Origin of the sequence: Kribbella antiqua (assembly GCF_004345665.1) — a bacterium.
In the GTDB taxonomy this organism is placed as follows: Bacteria; Actinomycetota; Actinomycetes; order Propionibacteriales; family Kribbellaceae; genus Kribbella; species Kribbella antiqua.
In genome coordinates this window covers 469,065-483,870 of the sequence record NZ_SLWR01000004.1, presented here as the reverse complement: position 1 = coordinate 483,870, position 14,806 = coordinate 469,065, and the positions used below count along the sequence as shown (strand labels likewise).

Genomic DNA, 14,806 nt, shown 5'->3' with positions numbered 1-14,806 from the left:
TTCAGCGACCGAGGTCGAGGTCGAGACTGCCGTGCACGACCCGCTGGTCCTGTTGCGCGACCCGGTCCAGGTACGCGCGGGACTTGGTCACCTCGGTCTCCAGCGTGCCGATGGTGGCCGCCATGTTGTCCAGCGCCTCCACTTTGAAGGTGTCGATCGCGTCCATGGTCGCGTAGATGTTCGCGAACGCGGCCTGCAGCTGTGGCAGCCCGATCGTCGCCGACGCGGCCTGCTGCTGGATCGCCACCGAGTTGTCCTTCAGCATCTGCGAGGTGCGCTCGATCATGCCGCTGGTGGTGGTGTTCAGCGCGCTGATCTGGTCCAGCACCAGCTTCTGGTTGCCCAGCGCCTGCGCCACGATGACCGCCGTACGCAACGCCGAGACTGTGGTGGTGGACGCGCGGTCGACGCCCTTGATCAGCTCGATGTTGTTCTTGATGACGATGTCGATCGCCAGGTAGTTCTGGATCGACACGGCCAGCTGGGTGAGCAGGTCCTGGTGCTTCTGCCGGACGTAGAACAGCACGTCCTCGCGGAATGCCTTGGCCTTGTCCGGGTTGGTCGCCTCCAGTTCGGCGATGGCCGCGGACAGCCGGGCGTCGAGCCGCTCGGCGACGTACACGTACTGGTTCAGCCGGGTCATCGCGTCCCAGAGCTGCTGCTTCTCCAGATTCAGCGCGGCGTTGTCCTTGCCGAGCTCGTCCTGGCCGTTGCGCAGCGCGTGCAGGATGCCCTCGAGGTGGCTCTGCGCGCTCTGGTACTTGCGGAAGTAGTCCTCGATCTTGTCCCCGAACGGGATCATCCCGAGCAGCTTCTTCGGGCCGGTCGCTTCCTTCGGGTCCAGGTCCTCGACCGTACGGCGAAGCTCCAGCAGCGTCTTGCCTACGGTCGAACCCTCCGACAGGCCGCCTTCCTGCAGCGCGCGGACCGGCGACTTCAGCAGCCGGTTCGAGCTGTCCGCCGCGGCCCGGATGTCGAGGTCGCCCATGCTGCGGACGTCGGTCGCCTTCGCGGCGAACTCGGGGGAGCGTGGCTCGGCCGCCATCAGCGCGGTCAGGAAGGTGTCGACCTTCGCGTCGAGCCCGGGCAGCGCGCCTGGATCGACCGCGGGCGCCATGCTCGGCGCCGCCGTGGCCGCTACAGGCTGTGACGGCGGCGGCGCGGTCAGTATCAGCCCCGGCGCGGTCGCCGTCGGCGGCTGCAAAGGCGCTGCCGCGGCAGCGGCTGCTGGTGTGTTGTCGCTTTCGGTCATCGTGGTTTCCCCTCCGCGAGGCGCCCCCGGCATATGCACTGTCACCTCCGTGACGCGCACACAATCTACGCGGTTCCAGGGCCTACTGGCTTCCCCCGTTGTGCACTCGTTGTTACTTACTTTCGGCAGTAGCTGGCTTCCGGCAGTAGCTGACGAAGGTGAAGCCGTGGTGGGGGTCGCGGGCGGTCTCGATCCAGGCGGTGGGGTCGATGGTGGGGAAGGTGACGTCACCGGCGGGGGACTGGTCGACTTCGGTGAGTTCGAGCCGCTCGGCGTACGGGAGCGCCTGTCGGTAGATCTCGCCCCCGCCGGCCACGTAGAGGTCGCCGTCGTACTTGAGTGCCTCTTCGAGGGTGTGGACGACGTCGACGCCGTCGGCGGACCAGTCCTGTTGCCGGGTGACGACGACCGTACGACGGCCTGGCAGCGGGCGGCCGATGGAGTCGTACGTCTTGCGGCCCATCACCAGCGTGTGGCCGAGCGTGAGCTGCTTGAAGTGCTGCAGATCCTCGCGGATACGCCACGGCAGGTCGTTGTCCCGCCCGATCACGCCATTGGCGCCGACCGCGGCGATCAGGATCACGCTCATACGGCGATGGGCGCCTTGATCCCGGGGTGCGGGTCGTACCCGACCAGTTCGACGTCGGCGATCTCGTAGGAGTCGATCGAGTCGCGCTGCGCCAGCTGCAGCGTCGGCAGCGGCCGCGGCTCACGAGTCAGCTGCAAGCGGGCTTGATCCAGGTGGTTCAGGTAGAGGTGCGCGTCGCCGAGCGTGTGGACGAAGTCGCCGACCTCGAGCCCGGCCTGCTGCGCGACCATGTGGGTGAGCAGCGCGTACGACGCGATGTTGAACGGCACGCCGAGGAAGATGTCGGCGGACCGCTGGTACAGCTGGCAGGACAGCCGTCCTTCGGCGACGTAGAACTGGAACATGGTGTGGCACGGCGGCAGCGCCATGCTGTCCACGTCTGCCACGTTCCAGGCGTTGACGATGTGCCGGCGGGAGTCCGGGTTGTTCTTGATCGACTCGATCACGCCGGCGATCTGGTCCACGTGCCGCCCGTCCGGAGTCGGCCAGGACCGCCACTGGTAGCCGTAGACCGGGCCGAGATCGCCGTTCTCGTCCGCCCACTCGTCCCAGATGCCGATGTTGTTCTCGTGCAGCCACTTCACGTTGGTGGAACCGCTGAGGAACCAGATCAGCTCCCCGATCACGGAGCGCAGATGCAGCTTCTTGGTCGTCACCGCCGGGAAGCCGGCGCGCAGGTCGTAGCGCGACTGGTGGCCGAAGACACTCAGAGTGCCCGTTCCAGTGCGGTCGCCCTTCTGCACCCCGTGATCCAGCACATGCCGAAGAAGCTCCAGATACTGCTGCATGCACGCCAAGCTAACACCCATCGCCGACAGTCCGGCGGACCGCCAGGCCATCACAATTGCGCCCGGCTGCCGACCCGACGCTTGTGGGACGGCGGCGGTGGTCATTGTGATGGCCTGGAGGTCCGGGCTGGCAGACTCGCCTCCGTGGACGAGTACGTGCTGACCTTGGTGGTGCGGGTCGAGAAGAATGCGCGGCCGGGTCAGACGGATGCGCTGGAGACGGCGGCTCGCGCCGTACTGGCGATCCTGGCCGACGAGCGATCGATCGGCGAGGGCGAGTGGGCCGAGGCGATGCGGGCTTGGCAGGACGCGCGGATCAGGAAGGTCGTACGACGGGCTCGGGGCGCCGAGTGGCGGCGAGCCGAAGCGCTTCCCGGCATCACGGTGACCGGCGACACCGCCGAGGTTCGGGTGTTCCCGCCCGTACCGCTGGACGCCGTACCGAAGGATCTCGCCAAGCTGCAGGTGACCGGGACCGATTTCGAGGATCCTGACGACCTTGATGCCCCGGAATCCCCGGTGTTGTGGATCAATCCTGGGCTGACGATGTCGAGCGGGAAGGCGATGGCGCAGTGCGGCCACGCCGCGCATCTTGCGTGGCTGGCGCTGTCAGAGAGCGGCCGGAAGGAGTGGGTGGCGGCGGACTTCGCGCTGGCGGTTCGCACCGCCACCCCCGGGCAGTGGCAGAGGTTGCTGACGAGCGGGCTCCCGGTGGTCCAGGACGCCGGCTTCACCGAGGTGGCACCGGGTTCGCGGACCGTCATCGCGGATCATCCCTTGCTGACGCGGTAGTGCAGGTGGGTGACCCGGTCGCCCTCGATGACCTTCGGGTTGTCCAGTAGGACGTGCTCGCCGGCGTAGTCGCCGAAGAAGCGGACGCCGCGGCCGAAGACGACCGGGGCGAGGTTGTAGGCAATCTCGTCGACCAGCCCGGCCGCGAGCGCTTGGCCGGTCAGGTTGCCGCCGGTGACGACGACGTCGTGGTCGCCGGCATGCTCCTTGGCCTGGGCGATCGCGTTCTCGATCCCGTTCACGAAGGTGAACGGTGCCTCCGGGAACGGCCAGTCGGTCGGCGGCTCGTGGGTGACCACGAAGACGCGGTCACCCACCGACGGGACGCCGTTCCAGCCGTTGGTGAGGTCGAACAGGTGCCGCCCGATCACGCAGGAGCGGATGTTCGGCCACGTCGCGTTGATGTAGTCGGCACTCGCCTGGCTGACGTGGAAGGGGCGTCCCGGGTCGCTCCCGTAGACCTCGACCGGGCCGTTGGTGTACCAGTCGAACAGCGCGCCCACACCGTCTTCGGTGTCCGCGACGAAGCCGTCCAGCGAGACCACGGCCGAGGCGATCACCTTACCCATGATCAACCCGCCTTCCTGACTCGATAGGTGATGTGCTGCGCGGCCGGCGTCGAGATCGACTCGACCAGGTCCAACGCGTACGTCGGCGCTGCAACGGCTGGGAACAGTCGCGTTCCATCACCCAGTACGACGGGCGCGACGTGCAGCCGCAGTACGTCGGCCAGCCCGGCGGCGAGCACCTGGTGACAGATCTGCCCGCCGCCCATCACGAACACGTCCTTGCCCCCGGCAACTTCCTTCGCCTGGGCGACCGCGCTCTCGACGCCGTCGGTGACGAACCGGAACCGGTCGCCCAGCCTGGTCTTCGCCGGCGCCGAGTGGGTGACCACGAAGATGGGCGGATTGACCTCGCCGGTCGGCTTGGCGCCGTACCCCATCTCGTCGTTCCAGCCCTTCGGGGCGTCGATGATGTCGAACAGGTTCCGGCCCTGGATGACCGCGCCGGTCGCCTCGAACGCGTCGTCCAGCACCTTGCGGTCCTGGTCGTTGCCCTCGAAGACCCAGCTGTGCAGGGCTTCGCCGCCGTCCCCGAGCCCGTTGTCGATACTGACATTGGGCCCGGTGACGTAGCCGTCCAGCGAGACCGAGATGTCGACGATGACCTCGGTCATGGCTCAGCTCTCCTTGGCGACCAGTGCGGCGAGCCGGTCCATCGAGGCGTTGATGCCGTCGTTCATGCCGTACTCGATCGACTGGTCGCGGGCCTCGACCGACGGGAACACCGAGCGCTGGTTCAGCCGGACGCCGGTCTCGGTCGGCTCGAGGCTCATCTTCTCGATGCAGACCTCACCCGGAGCGCCTTCCCACTCGAAGGTCTGGATGACCAGCTTGTCCTGCTCGACGGTGTGGAAGACGCCGCGGAAGGCGTACTCGCCGGACTCGTCCTTGTGGATGTAGCGGTAGGTGCCGCCCGGGCGGACGTCGTACTGCTCGATGGTCGCCTCGAGGCCTTCCGGGCCGAGCCACTGGTCGACCAGGTTTGGGTCGGTCATCACCCGGAACAGCTGGGCCGGGGTGGCGTCGAACTCGCGGGTGACCTCGACGAACGGGGTGCCGGCGGGGGTGTTGATGGTGGTGGCGTTCATTTCTCCTGCTCCTTCACGGTTCTGAGTACTGCGTCCATTCGGCGGAAGCGGCGCTCGGTCTCGAGCCGGTAGTCGTCGATCCAGCTCGTCAGCGCCTCGAGGACGGCCGGCTCCAGATGGCACGGGCGGCGCTGGCCGTCCCGGCTCCGGGAGATCAGCCCGGCGGCCTCGAGCACCTGGATGTGCCGCGACACCGCCTGCTTCGTGATCGGGAACGGTTCGGCCAGTTCGTTCACCGTGGCCGGACCGCGGGACAGCCGCGCGATCATCGCCCGCCGGACCGGATCGCCGAGTGCGGCGAAGGCCCGGTCGAGCTGGTCGTCATCAACAGCCATCTTTATCAACCATTCCGTTGATCAACTGATGTGTTGAATATAAGCAGGTGGCTGTCCGGCCGTCAACCCGTGGGCAGAGAAAAACCCGGCAGCCGTGTCTGCTGCCGGGTTGATGGGGGCTCAGATGGTTTCGAAGCCGGCCATCATCGCCATGTCCTCGTGTTCGAGGTTGTGGCAGTGGATCAGGTATTTGCCCTTGTGGGCGGTGAACTTGACCAGCACCTCGACCACCTCGGCCGGGCGGATGTCCACGGTGTCCTTCCAGCCGGCGTCGTACGGACCTCGGCCCTTGCCGCGCCGGCTCAGGACCTGGAACGGCGCGAGATGGACATGCACCGGGTGGTGGACGTCGGTGACGAAGCTCCAGATCTCGTCCTGGTCCAGCTTCACCTGCGCCTGCATCACCTCGGGATCGAACGGCTTCCCGTTGATCGTCCAGCCCTTGTGCCCACCGGCGTCACCACGCCTGAACCGCCACTCTCGCCGTACGACGCCGGACGGCTTCGGCAGTATGGCGTACGACGACAGCTTGGCGGGGATGCGGCTGTCGTCGCTGGCCTTTCGGGCGACCTTGAAGCGGAGGACGTTCGAGTTGTTGTCGAGCTTGTTGACGAGCGTGACCTCGTCGCCGGGCTGGTACTGCGAGAAGTCGACGATCACGTCGAAGCGTTCGGCCGGCGCGATCACCAAGGTCTCGTGCTCTATCGGTGCGTCGAGCAGGCCGCCGTCGCTGCCGATCTGGACGAAATTCGCGGGACCTTTGTCGAAGGCAAGCTCGTAACGACGGGCATTGGCGGCGTTGAGAATCCGGAGCCGGTAGCGCACCGCGTCCACCTCGTGCACCGGCCAGGGCGCGCCGTTGACCAGCGTCACGTCTCCGATGACACCTTCCATGTACTTCGATTCGACGCCCGGTCCGTCCTTGGCCGCTGGATAAAGGAATGAGCCGTCGGCGGCGAAGGCGCGGTCCGCGATGATCAGCGGGATCTCGCGATCGCCTTTGGGCAAAGGGAGTTGGTCCTCTTCGTCGTCGCGGATCAGGTGCAGTCCGAAAAGGCCGCGATACACCTGTGGGGCGGTGTAGTCCATGCGGTGGTCGTGATACCAGAGTGTGGCGGCCCGCTGCGTGTTCGGGTACGTGTACGTGCGGCTGCCGGTCTTCACATCCCCACCGGTCATGGTGTGGTGTCCAGCGTGGCCACTGTGCTCGCCTGGTGGCATGAGGAGGTCCAGCGGCCAGCCGTCGCTTGCGGCGGGTGTGTGCCCGCCATGCAGATGTACGGCGGTCGGTACGTCGAGCTGGTTGACCTGCTCGACCACAGTGGTCCGCCCACTCCGTACGTCGAAAGTGGGCCCTGGCAGGAGGCCGTCGTACCCGAGGACCTCGGTCTTGAGGCCGGGGAGGATGTCGAGGCTCGCCTTCCGCTGTACGACGCGGTAGTAGTCGACGCCGGCTTCGGTGCGCACCGGCCTCTTCACGGGCGGGATGGGCAGTGGGACCTTGAAGGGCTCGGGTAATGGGGCCTGACTGCGCAGGAGCTCGCCGGACTGGGAGGGGGAGGCCTCGAGACCGCAGCTGGTCAGTGTGAGCGCTCCGGCGGCGGTCAGGAACCCGCGGCGGGACAGCTTCATGAGGTGGCCTCCTTGCGGCTACGGCGTGCTGCGGGGCGGAAGGACCAGACGGCCATCCAGACGACGGTGATGACGATCGCGGTGCCGAGTGGGACGTGGACGGCGAAGTTCTGCAGGGAGCCGAAGATGAGCTGGACGAACTCGGCGAAGAACAACCCGACGGTGAGCAGAAGCGGCCAGGCCCGGCCGCCGGCCAGGCAGTAGAAGAGCGCGACAACGGACTGCAGCATCGCCACCATCCAGAGCGTCGAACCGATCGGACTGTGGAGGTTCATCGCGTCGACGTCACCGGACAGGAAGTAGCCGGCCAGGATCGGCTGCGCGCTCACGAGTACGGCGTGCAGCACCAGAGTGATGCGGAGAAGCCAGAGTGTGGCGCGAGGTCGGCGTACGGGCGTCATGCCGCCACCTCAACGGGCCGGCGCACCAGGCGGCTGGTCCAGACGGCGAAGCCGACCGCGCCGGCGACCAGGGCGATGCCGAGCGGGATGTGGATGGCGAGCTGGCGGCTGTAGCCCATGCCGACCTGGAAGCCTTCGCCGAGCGTGATGAGCAGCGTCGCAACTGGTGCCAGTAGGCGACCACCGCCGCGCCACCAGATCGTTGCTATCAGCAACTGGAAGACGCCGGTGAAGGTGACGGCGAGGCCGATCGGCTCGTGGATCCGGAGGGCGGACCCGGAGCCGTTCAGGTACACGCCCGCGAGGATCGGTTGCAGGCAGATCGCGATCGCGTGCACCGCGGCGACCAGGCGGAGGGCGGCGAGGGACTTCATGTCGCCAGACAATAGTAGCCTGGCTACATGTAGGGCAATCAGTTATCGCCCTGAGCGCTACGTGAGGTGGCCCAGGGGTGCCACGGAGATTCCGGCCCTCTCGCAGACCCAGTGTGGGTCGGGGCCGAGCTCGGGTTCGATCCGGAGCTCGTGGTCGTTGAGGTCGTCGCAGGCGGTGCAACGCGGCCAGCGGACTCCGGAGTCGACCAGGCGGTCCTGGACGTCCTGCGCGACCAGGCCGGCGATGTGCTCCGCGCCGTCGGGCCACTGGTCCAGCCACCACTGCCGGCCGGCCACCGCGTCCTCGAGCAGCGACACCATCACCGCATCGTCGAATCCCCGCGCGGCCAGGTCGTGCAGGACCATGGCACGGGCGGTCAGCAAAACCCCGGGCTCACTCATCGCCCTTCAGGGTGCCAGACGACACCGACAAAACCCCACGCCTCGCTTGGCGTGGGGTTTTGCTTTGGTCAGTTCGCGGTGCAGGCCGGGCGGGGGTCGATGCGGTCGGCCAGGCGGAGCTCGCGTTCGGCGGCGGTGCGCAGTACGGCGCTGAGCCGGGCGCGGACGGCGATGGTCCGGCGCGGTGCCGGGTCGTCGTACTGCTGCTGGGGAGCGTTCGGAAGGGCCGACTGCGCGAGGCTACGAGTGTTCTCGACCGCGGTGTTGCCGGCGATGAAGTACGTCATGGTTCTGCTCCCTTCCTGAGAGCGTGTCTGTTCGGCCGGCGGCCGGGCTGGCCGTCGGAAGGCGTGCTTGATCAGCCCAGGAACCCCTGGGTGGTCTTTATCGGGTTGTATTAGTGCCGGGGCGCCGGTCCGCTGCTGGAGCGGACGACCAGCTGGGTCGGCATCAGGATCTGGCGTTCGGTGGCCGCCGGGTCGAGCAGGATCCGGCCGACCGCGCGGCCCTTGTCCTTGATCGGCTGGCGGATCGTGGTCAGCCCGGCCGGCTCGGCCGCCGGGATGTCGTCGAAGCCGGCCACGGTCAGGTCCCGCCCGGGGATCAGGCCGCGGACCTTCATCGCCTCCATCGCGCCGAGCGCCTGGACGTCGCTCAGCCCGACGATCGCGGTCGGCCGGTCGTGCGAGTCGAGTGCGTACTCGGCTGCCTTGAGGCCGGAGGCGAAGGCGTTGTGGCCGCCGGTGACCAGGCGGATCCGGGCATCGGGCAGCTCCTTCTGCAGCCCCTGGATCCGCATCTCGCAATCGGTGCAGGTGATCTCGTCGAAGTCCACGTCGATCCCGGTCTCACCGACCGCCTCGGCCTTGTCGTCGACCAGTACGACGATGTCGCGGTGACCGAGCCGGTTCAGGTGCTTGCCCAGCTTCGCGGCGGCCTCGACCTCGTCGATGGCGACCCAGGACAGGCCCGGGTGACCGCCGCGGTCGGTGCTGACGCTGGGGATGCCCCGGGCGGCCAGGATGTCGACCGCCGGGTGTTCGCTGGGCACGCAGAAGATCGCTGCCGCGTCGATCGCCGCCTGCTGCACCGCGCTGCTGCCGCCGACGATGTCGGCCGAGCTGAGCGGCATCAGCAGCAGGCTGGTGCTGAACTCCTCGGCAACCTCGGCCAGGCCGGCCAGGAAGCCGACCGCGTACGGGTCCGAGAACGCGTACGCCAGCTTGTCGGTGAACAGCACGCCGATCGCACCGGCCTTGCCGCTGCGCAGCGCCCGCGCGGACGCGTCAGGACCGGCGTACCCGAGCTCCTGGGCCGTGGCCAGGATCCGCTCACGCAGCGCGGCGGACAGCTGGTCGGGCTTGTTGTAGGCGTTGGAGACGGTCGACGGTGACACACCGACGGCCTTCGCCACGGTCTTGAGCGTGACTCCCGCCATCTCCCGTCTCCTTTCTCCTGGGCTGCTCTGGGCAGTCTTCTGTATCGTTCTTCTAAATCGATCTAGAAAAACGATACAGAAGCCTCGTCGAGAGCGCAACACCAATTTCCGTGCGTACCTACCAACGGGTGGTAGTGCCGCTCAGGGGACCGCTGCGAGCGGCGCCGCGCGGCCGGGCGGCCACTACTACCCGTTCTTCGGTACGGCGATGCGGGATGATGGCGGGCATGGGGTCGTTGCTGGAGGTCATCGCGCTGCATCCGGCGGATGCGGAGGCGGCGCAAGAGGGTGGGGCGGACCGGCTGGAGCTGTGTGCGTCGATGGAGGCGGACGGGTTGTCGCCGTCGGTGTCGACGGTCAGTGCGATCCGGCGCGCGACCGACCTCCCACTGCGGGTGATGCTGCGGCTGTCGGACTCCTTCACCACCAACGGCGCCGAGCTGAACCGGCTGACCGCCATGGCGCAGTCCTACCTGTCGGCGGGCGCGGACGGGTTCGTGCTGGGGTTCCTGACGCCGGACAACGAGGTGGACGTCGACTCGGTGGCTTCACTGGCCAGCACCTTCGCCGGTACGCCGTGGACGTTCCACCGGGCGATAGACGCCGTACTGGAGCAGCGGCCGGCTTGGCGTGCGCTGCGGACACTGCAAGGCGTGGACTGTGTGCTGACGGCCGGGTCGTCGCTGGGGGTCGGGCACGGGTTGGATGACCTTTGCAAGCTGGCCAAGGAGGATCCGGCGGTGGCACAGACGATGATGGTGGGCGGCTCGCTACAGCCGGAGCATGTGCCCTGGCTGTACCAGAGCGGCGTACGGCGCTTCCATGTCGGCTCGTCGGTCCGCCAGGACGGCTCGTGGACCAAGGCCTACGTCAACTCCCGCTTCGTCCGGGCCTGGCGCAACCTGCTCGACGCGCAGGACACTCGCGCATGATCCTCATCGACCCACCGCTGTGGCCCGCCTGGGACCGCATCTGGTCGCACCTGGTCAGTGACGAGTCGTACGACGAGCTCCACGCCTTCGCCCGGGCAGCCGGCATCCCTGCCCGCGGCTTCGACCGAGACCACTACGACGTCCCCTCCGAGCGCTACGACGACCTGGTCGCCGCCGGCGCCCTCCCAGTCTCCAGCCGAGAGTTGGTCCGCCGCCTCATCAACTCCGGCCTCCGCCACCGCAAAGGCACCTGAAAACGGCCCATCAGTTGCTTTAGGCAACTGATGGGCCGTTCCTGTTCAGTCGAGCAGTTCGGTCACCGTGCCGGCGGCTACGGTGTGGCCGCCTTCGCGGACGGCGAAGCCGAGGCCGACGTTCATGGCGATGGGCTTGGCCAGTTCCACGCCGAGTTCGACGGTGTCGCCTGGCATGACCAGCTCGATGTCACCGAGGTCGATGCCGCCGGAGACGTCCGTCGTACGGAAGTAGAACTGCGGCCGGTAGTCCGCGCCGAAGGGGCTGTGGCGGCCGCCTTCGGAGGTGGACAGGGCGTGCAGTTGTGCCCGGAACTTCCGGTGTGGTCGCACGCTGCCCGGCAACGCCACCACCTGGCCGCGACGGACCTCGTCGCGCTTCACGCCACGCAGCAGCACCGCCGCGTTGTCGCCCGCCTCCGCGGACTCCAGCGACTTGCCGAACGTCTCCATGCCGATCGCCGTACTGGTGACCGTAGGACCGAGGCCGACGACCTCGACCGCGTCGCCGAGCTTCAGCGAACCGCGCTCGACCGCACCGGTGACGACAGTGCCGCGCCCGCTGATGGTGAGCACGTTCTCGATCGGCATCAGGAACGGCTCGCCCAGCTCACGGTCCGGCGTCGGAACGTAGGAGTCGACCGCGTCCAGCAGCTCGCCGATCGCGCCGGTCCACTGCGGGTCGCCCTCGAGCGCCCGTAGCCCGGACACCCGTACAACGGGCACCTCGTCGCCCGGGAAGCCGTACTCCGACAGGAGTTCGCGGACTTCCAGCTCGACCAGGTCGAGCAGCTCGGGGTCGTCGACGGTGTCCGCCTTGTTCAGCGCGACCACCAGGTACGGCACACCGACCCGGCGCGCGAGCAGCACGTGCTCCCGCGTCTGCGGCATGGCGCCGTCCTGCGCGGAGACGACCAGGATCGCGGCGTCCACCTGGGCGGCGCCGGTGATCATGTTCTTCACGTAGTCGGCGTGCCCGGGCATGTCGACGTGCGCGTAGTGCCGGGTGGCGGTCTCGTACTCGACGTGCGAGATGTTGATCGTGATCCCGCGCGCGACCTCCTCCGGCGCCCGGTCGATGCCGTCGAACGCGACGAACCGGTTGACGCCCGGGTCGCGCTCGGCGAGCACCTTGGTGATCGCCGCTGTCAGAGTGGTCTTGCCATGGTCGACGTGACCCATGGTGCCGATGTTGAGGTGCGGCTTGGTCCGCACGAACTGGCTCTTGGCCATGAAAAGTCCTTACAGGTCAGAAGATTCGATGTGAGCCAGGACCCTCCGGCAAGCCTCCGCGGCTGTCACCCGCACGGAGGGGGCCGGTGAGCGACCACCCTCCTCCGCGGGTCCTGCTCAGCAGGAGGAGGGTCGGATTCGCGCGCCGGTGAAATCGACTGACGCCGCCCACGTGGGAGCGCCCGTCAGGCCGGTGCCTGACAGGTCGTGCTCGAAAACCACGCGGAACATGTGCATCACGGTAGGAAGTAACGCTGCCGTCGGCAACAGATATTCCGCAGCCGTACGACGCCCTGCGACGACGCGGGGCCGTGGTCAGTTGAGGGCGAAGAGCCTGGTGCCGTCGGAGAAGATCGGGCGGCCGCCGGCGACCGTGACGGCCGGCTTGTTGCAGGTGACCTCTTCGGACTGGGCCACGGACGCCGCGGTGGGGCCGGGCAGGATCGGCCGCGGCTGTACGCCGGTGGTGCCGATCATGACCGGTGAGCAGCTCCCGTTGGCTTGCGGCATCAGCGTGACCACTCGGCCGTCCGGCAGCAGTCCGAACCCGTCCCGCGGGTACTCCGGCTGCTGCAGCTTCGGCGGCACCTCCAGCAGGTGGTGCCACTGCGGCGTGCCATCCGCCGGGCTTGCCGCGGAGACGTCGTACGTCTGCGGCTGGCCGGGGTCGGTGGCGTTGCGGCAGGTGACCAGTACGAGCGATGCGTGCGTCGCCGCGAGCTGTGCGTCGCAGGAGGATGAGCCGAGCCGCGGCCGCGGAGTGCCGGGCACTGGTGTTGTCCAGAGGATGCGGCCTTCGCCGACGTCGACGGACCACTGGTAGAGCGTGCCGCCCGCCGCGCCAGTCCAGATCAGGCCGGAGATCTCACGCGTGTCCGGCACGGTCACGAGGTCGCCGACCCACGTGGTCGGTTCCAGCTCGGCGCTGAGGTCGAACCGGATGCCCAGGTCGACCTCCCACTTCTGGTCGCCGTCCTTGAGGTCCAGCCCACGTACGACGGCGCCGTTCCCACCACACGCGTCTACGACGACGGCCTGGTCGCCCATGAGCTCGCCCTGGGTCACGTTGCACCGCAGCTGTGTGCGCCAATGCGTCGGACTGCTCACCCCGTGCGCTACGACGTAGTTGCCTTCCGCGACCAGCAGCTGGTTGGCGTCGACAGCCAAGGCGGTGCCGTCGGTGTGGACCTCGGTGAGTACCTTCCCGGTCTCCGCGTCGAGTACGGCGTACGTCGGGAGCTTGATGCCACTCGGTGAGCGGTACTTGGCCCAGGGGAGGTGGGCGGCGACGGTCTGGCCGTCACCGGAGACCAGGAGGCCCTTGGAACCGCTGGAGGCGGCGTCGTCCACGTCGGCGCGGGAGTAGCGCCAGCGGATCTGGCCGGTGGTCGCGTCGGACATCACTACGCCGTCTGGCCGCAGTTCGGCGACGCCACCCGTCGTACCGGCGATTGCGCCGGTGGCGGGTACTTCGCGAGACCAGGCGAGGGTGCCGTCGAGCTGCACTGGTAGCTGGTCGGGCTTGGCGGTTGTTGTGGTGCTGACTGTGTTGGCGGTCTCCAGCCTGGCCTGCACGAACGGCTCGCCGGCAGACACGACGATCCATGCCAGCAGAGACCCACACACGACTGTCACGCCGAGGCTCAGGAGCCGCGGTGGTGCTTGTGCGTACGCCGGTGCGAGCCGCAGCCGCCGTGCCAAGGCCAGTAGCGCGCCAGCCAGCACCATGGCGACGGAGGCGAGCAGGAGGTAGGGCCACCGCTCGGACATCGCCGCACCGGGCTGTGCCGCCGGCCAGCGCCACCAGCAGAGGCCGACCGCGATCAGACCGAAGACGGCGAAGACCAGTGCGGGGATGGTGACCAGCCGCGCCTGGGCCCGGCGGAACCATGCGCAGGTCAGTCCGGCGGCTACCGCAGTACCGGCGATGGGTGCCCAGACCGGGAAGCCGCTGATCTCGTCCGGGTCGGCGGGCCACTTCGGCGCCGCGCCGAGGCCGCGGCCCAGCAGCACCGAGGCGGCGACGACCACGCCGAGGGCAGCACCGAAGTAGACGATCGGGATCAGCCCGCCGATCGGCCGGGCCGCCTTAGGGCCCAGGGACTCGACTTCCCGGCCGAGGTTGTCCCGAGCCGCCTGCTCCCACTCGTCGTGGCCTCTGGCGGTGGCGTACAGCCGGGTCCCGGCCAGGGTCTGCAGGAAGGACATCCGGCCGCGGGCGAACTCCCGGTCGCCGATGTGGCCGTACTCCTCCCGGATCCCGGCGGCGTACTCGTCGTACCGCTCGCGGGGCATGCCGAGGATGCGGAGGTCGGCGTCGCAGAGGACGGCGCCGTTCGCGTCGTCGGGTTCGCAGTCGTGCTTGGCGGTGAGCCGGACCAGCCGGCCGACCTCGTCGACCCGGTCGGCGTCGACGCCGTACGCGGCCAGCTCCAGCTCGGCCAGCTGGGCAGAGAGTTCTTCGTTCTCGCCGGGGTCAGCCTGCGGGTCGTAGATCGCGTCGTGGAACCAAGCCGCGAGGCGGACCGCGTCGACGTCGTCGGCCTGGCCGGCCAGCTCGTCGACGGTCTCCAGCACCTCGGTCAGGTGCTGCTGGTCGTGATAGTGGCGATGTTGCTCTGCGTAACGAGCCAGCAGGTCATCGCCCAACGGCTGCGCGTGCGGCAGCAGGCGATTCCACTGGTCGCGCAGGTCCATGGCATGGGAGTCTCGCACTCCGTGAGGGCCTCG

At 68.3% G+C, this 14,806-nt stretch carries 18 protein-coding genes; 3 read left to right on the top strand and 15 right to left on the bottom strand.

Going from position 1 to position 14,806, the window contains the following annotated elements:
* Position 1: 1 nt before the first annotated feature.
* The 3 genes from EV646_RS14925 to EV646_RS14915 form a co-directional block, all read right to left on the bottom strand.
* The gene (locus EV646_RS14925) at positions 2-1,252 is read right to left on the bottom strand and encodes a toxic anion resistance protein (protein WP_132148746.1); all 1,251 of its coding nucleotides are present in this window, start codon (positions 1,250-1,252) and stop codon (positions 2-4) included.
* A gap of 112 nt (positions 1,253-1,364) precedes the next feature.
* A complete protein-coding gene (locus tag EV646_RS14920) occupies positions 1,365-1,841 on the bottom strand; it encodes a dihydrofolate reductase (RefSeq protein ID WP_132148744.1) in 477 nt (158 codons plus the stop codon).
* Positions 1,838-2,629 (bottom strand): thymidylate synthase, encoded by a 792-nt coding sequence (locus tag EV646_RS14915; protein WP_132148742.1) that lies wholly within the window; start codon positions 2,627-2,629, stop codon positions 1,838-1,840. Before EV646_RS14915 ends, EV646_RS14920 begins: the two co-directional genes overlap by 4 nt.
* Positions 2,630-2,773: 144 nt before the next feature.
* On the opposite strand from EV646_RS14915, the gene EV646_RS14910 reads away from it, so the two are divergent.
* Positions 2,774-3,421, top strand: a complete 648-nt coding sequence (locus EV646_RS14910) for a peptidyl-tRNA hydrolase (RefSeq protein ID WP_241995958.1) — start codon at positions 2,774-2,776, stop codon at positions 3,419-3,421.
* On the opposite strand, the gene EV646_RS14905 is transcribed toward EV646_RS14910, so the two are convergent.
* The 10 genes from EV646_RS14905 to EV646_RS14860 all read right to left on the bottom strand — a co-directional run bounded on the left by EV646_RS14905 (position 3,400) and on the right by EV646_RS14860 (position 9,657).
* Positions 3,400-3,990, bottom strand: coding sequence for a dihydrofolate reductase family protein (locus EV646_RS14905; protein ID WP_132148738.1), 591 nt, complete (start codon positions 3,988-3,990; stop codon positions 3,400-3,402). The genes EV646_RS14910 and EV646_RS14905 overlap by 22 nt on opposite strands.
* A 2-nt stretch (positions 3,991-3,992) precedes the next feature.
* Positions 3,993-4,601, bottom strand: a complete 609-nt coding sequence (locus EV646_RS14900) for a dihydrofolate reductase family protein (RefSeq protein WP_132148736.1) — start codon at positions 4,599-4,601, stop codon at positions 3,993-3,995.
* Positions 4,602-4,604: 3 nt separating this feature from the next.
* Entirely contained in the window at positions 4,605-5,075 is a 471-nt protein-coding gene (locus tag EV646_RS14895) for an SRPBCC domain-containing protein (protein ID WP_132148734.1), read from the bottom strand.
* A complete protein-coding gene (locus EV646_RS14890) occupies positions 5,072-5,410 on the bottom strand; it encodes an ArsR/SmtB family transcription factor (RefSeq protein WP_132148732.1) in 339 nt (112 codons plus the stop codon). The genes EV646_RS14895 and EV646_RS14890 overlap by 4 nt, the downstream gene beginning before the upstream one ends.
* Positions 5,411-5,530: 120 nt before the next feature.
* Positions 5,531-7,042, bottom strand: a complete 1,512-nt coding sequence (locus tag EV646_RS14885; protein ID WP_132148730.1) for a multicopper oxidase family protein — start codon at positions 7,040-7,042, stop codon at positions 5,531-5,533.
* Complete coding sequence (locus EV646_RS14880) at positions 7,039-7,443, bottom strand: hypothetical protein (RefSeq protein WP_132148728.1); 405 nt, start codon at positions 7,441-7,443, stop codon at positions 7,039-7,041. The genes EV646_RS14885 and EV646_RS14880 overlap by 4 nt, the downstream gene beginning before the upstream one ends.
* Positions 7,440-7,817 (bottom strand): hypothetical protein, encoded by a 378-nt coding sequence (locus EV646_RS14875; RefSeq protein ID WP_199236977.1) that lies wholly within the window; start codon positions 7,815-7,817, stop codon positions 7,440-7,442. The genes EV646_RS14880 and EV646_RS14875 overlap by 4 nt, the downstream gene beginning before the upstream one ends.
* 57 nt (positions 7,818-7,874) lie before the next feature.
* On the bottom strand, positions 7,875-8,219 hold the full coding sequence (locus tag EV646_RS14870; RefSeq protein ID WP_132148726.1) for a hypothetical protein: 345 nt from the start codon (positions 8,217-8,219) through the stop codon (positions 7,875-7,877).
* A gap of 68 nt (positions 8,220-8,287) precedes the next feature.
* The gene (locus EV646_RS14865; RefSeq protein ID WP_132148724.1) at positions 8,288-8,506 is read right to left on the bottom strand and encodes a hypothetical protein; all 219 of its coding nucleotides are present in this window, start codon (positions 8,504-8,506) and stop codon (positions 8,288-8,290) included.
* A 110-nt stretch (positions 8,507-8,616) separates the two neighbouring features.
* Positions 8,617-9,657: a LacI family DNA-binding transcriptional regulator gene (locus EV646_RS14860; protein WP_132148722.1), complete on the bottom strand. Its 1,041-nt coding sequence runs from the start codon at positions 9,655-9,657 to the stop codon at positions 8,617-8,619.
* 227 nt (positions 9,658-9,884) lie between these two features.
* Between EV646_RS14860 and EV646_RS14855 the strand changes: the two genes are divergently transcribed.
* The gene (locus EV646_RS14855; RefSeq protein WP_132148720.1) at positions 9,885-10,589 is read left to right on the top strand and encodes a copper homeostasis protein CutC; all 705 of its coding nucleotides are present in this window, start codon (positions 9,885-9,887) and stop codon (positions 10,587-10,589) included.
* The gene (locus EV646_RS14850; RefSeq protein ID WP_132148718.1) at positions 10,586-10,843 is read left to right on the top strand and encodes a DUF4031 domain-containing protein; all 258 of its coding nucleotides are present in this window, start codon (positions 10,586-10,588) and stop codon (positions 10,841-10,843) included. Before EV646_RS14855 ends, EV646_RS14850 begins: the two co-directional genes overlap by 4 nt.
* 45 nt (positions 10,844-10,888) lie before the next feature.
* Here EV646_RS14850 and tuf read toward each other — a convergent pair whose 3' ends face one another.
* Both tuf and EV646_RS14840 read right to left on the bottom strand, forming a co-directional pair.
* Positions 10,889-12,076, bottom strand: a complete 1,188-nt coding sequence (tuf, locus tag EV646_RS14845; protein ID WP_132148716.1) for an elongation factor Tu — start codon at positions 12,074-12,076, stop codon at positions 10,889-10,891.
* 315 nt (positions 12,077-12,391) lie between these two features.
* Positions 12,392-14,773 carry a PQQ-binding-like beta-propeller repeat protein gene (locus EV646_RS14840; RefSeq protein ID WP_132148714.1) on the bottom strand — a complete coding sequence of 794 codons (2,382 nt, stop codon included), beginning with the start codon at positions 14,771-14,773 and terminating at the stop codon, positions 12,392-12,394.
* Between the last annotated feature and the right edge of the window lie 33 nt (positions 14,774-14,806).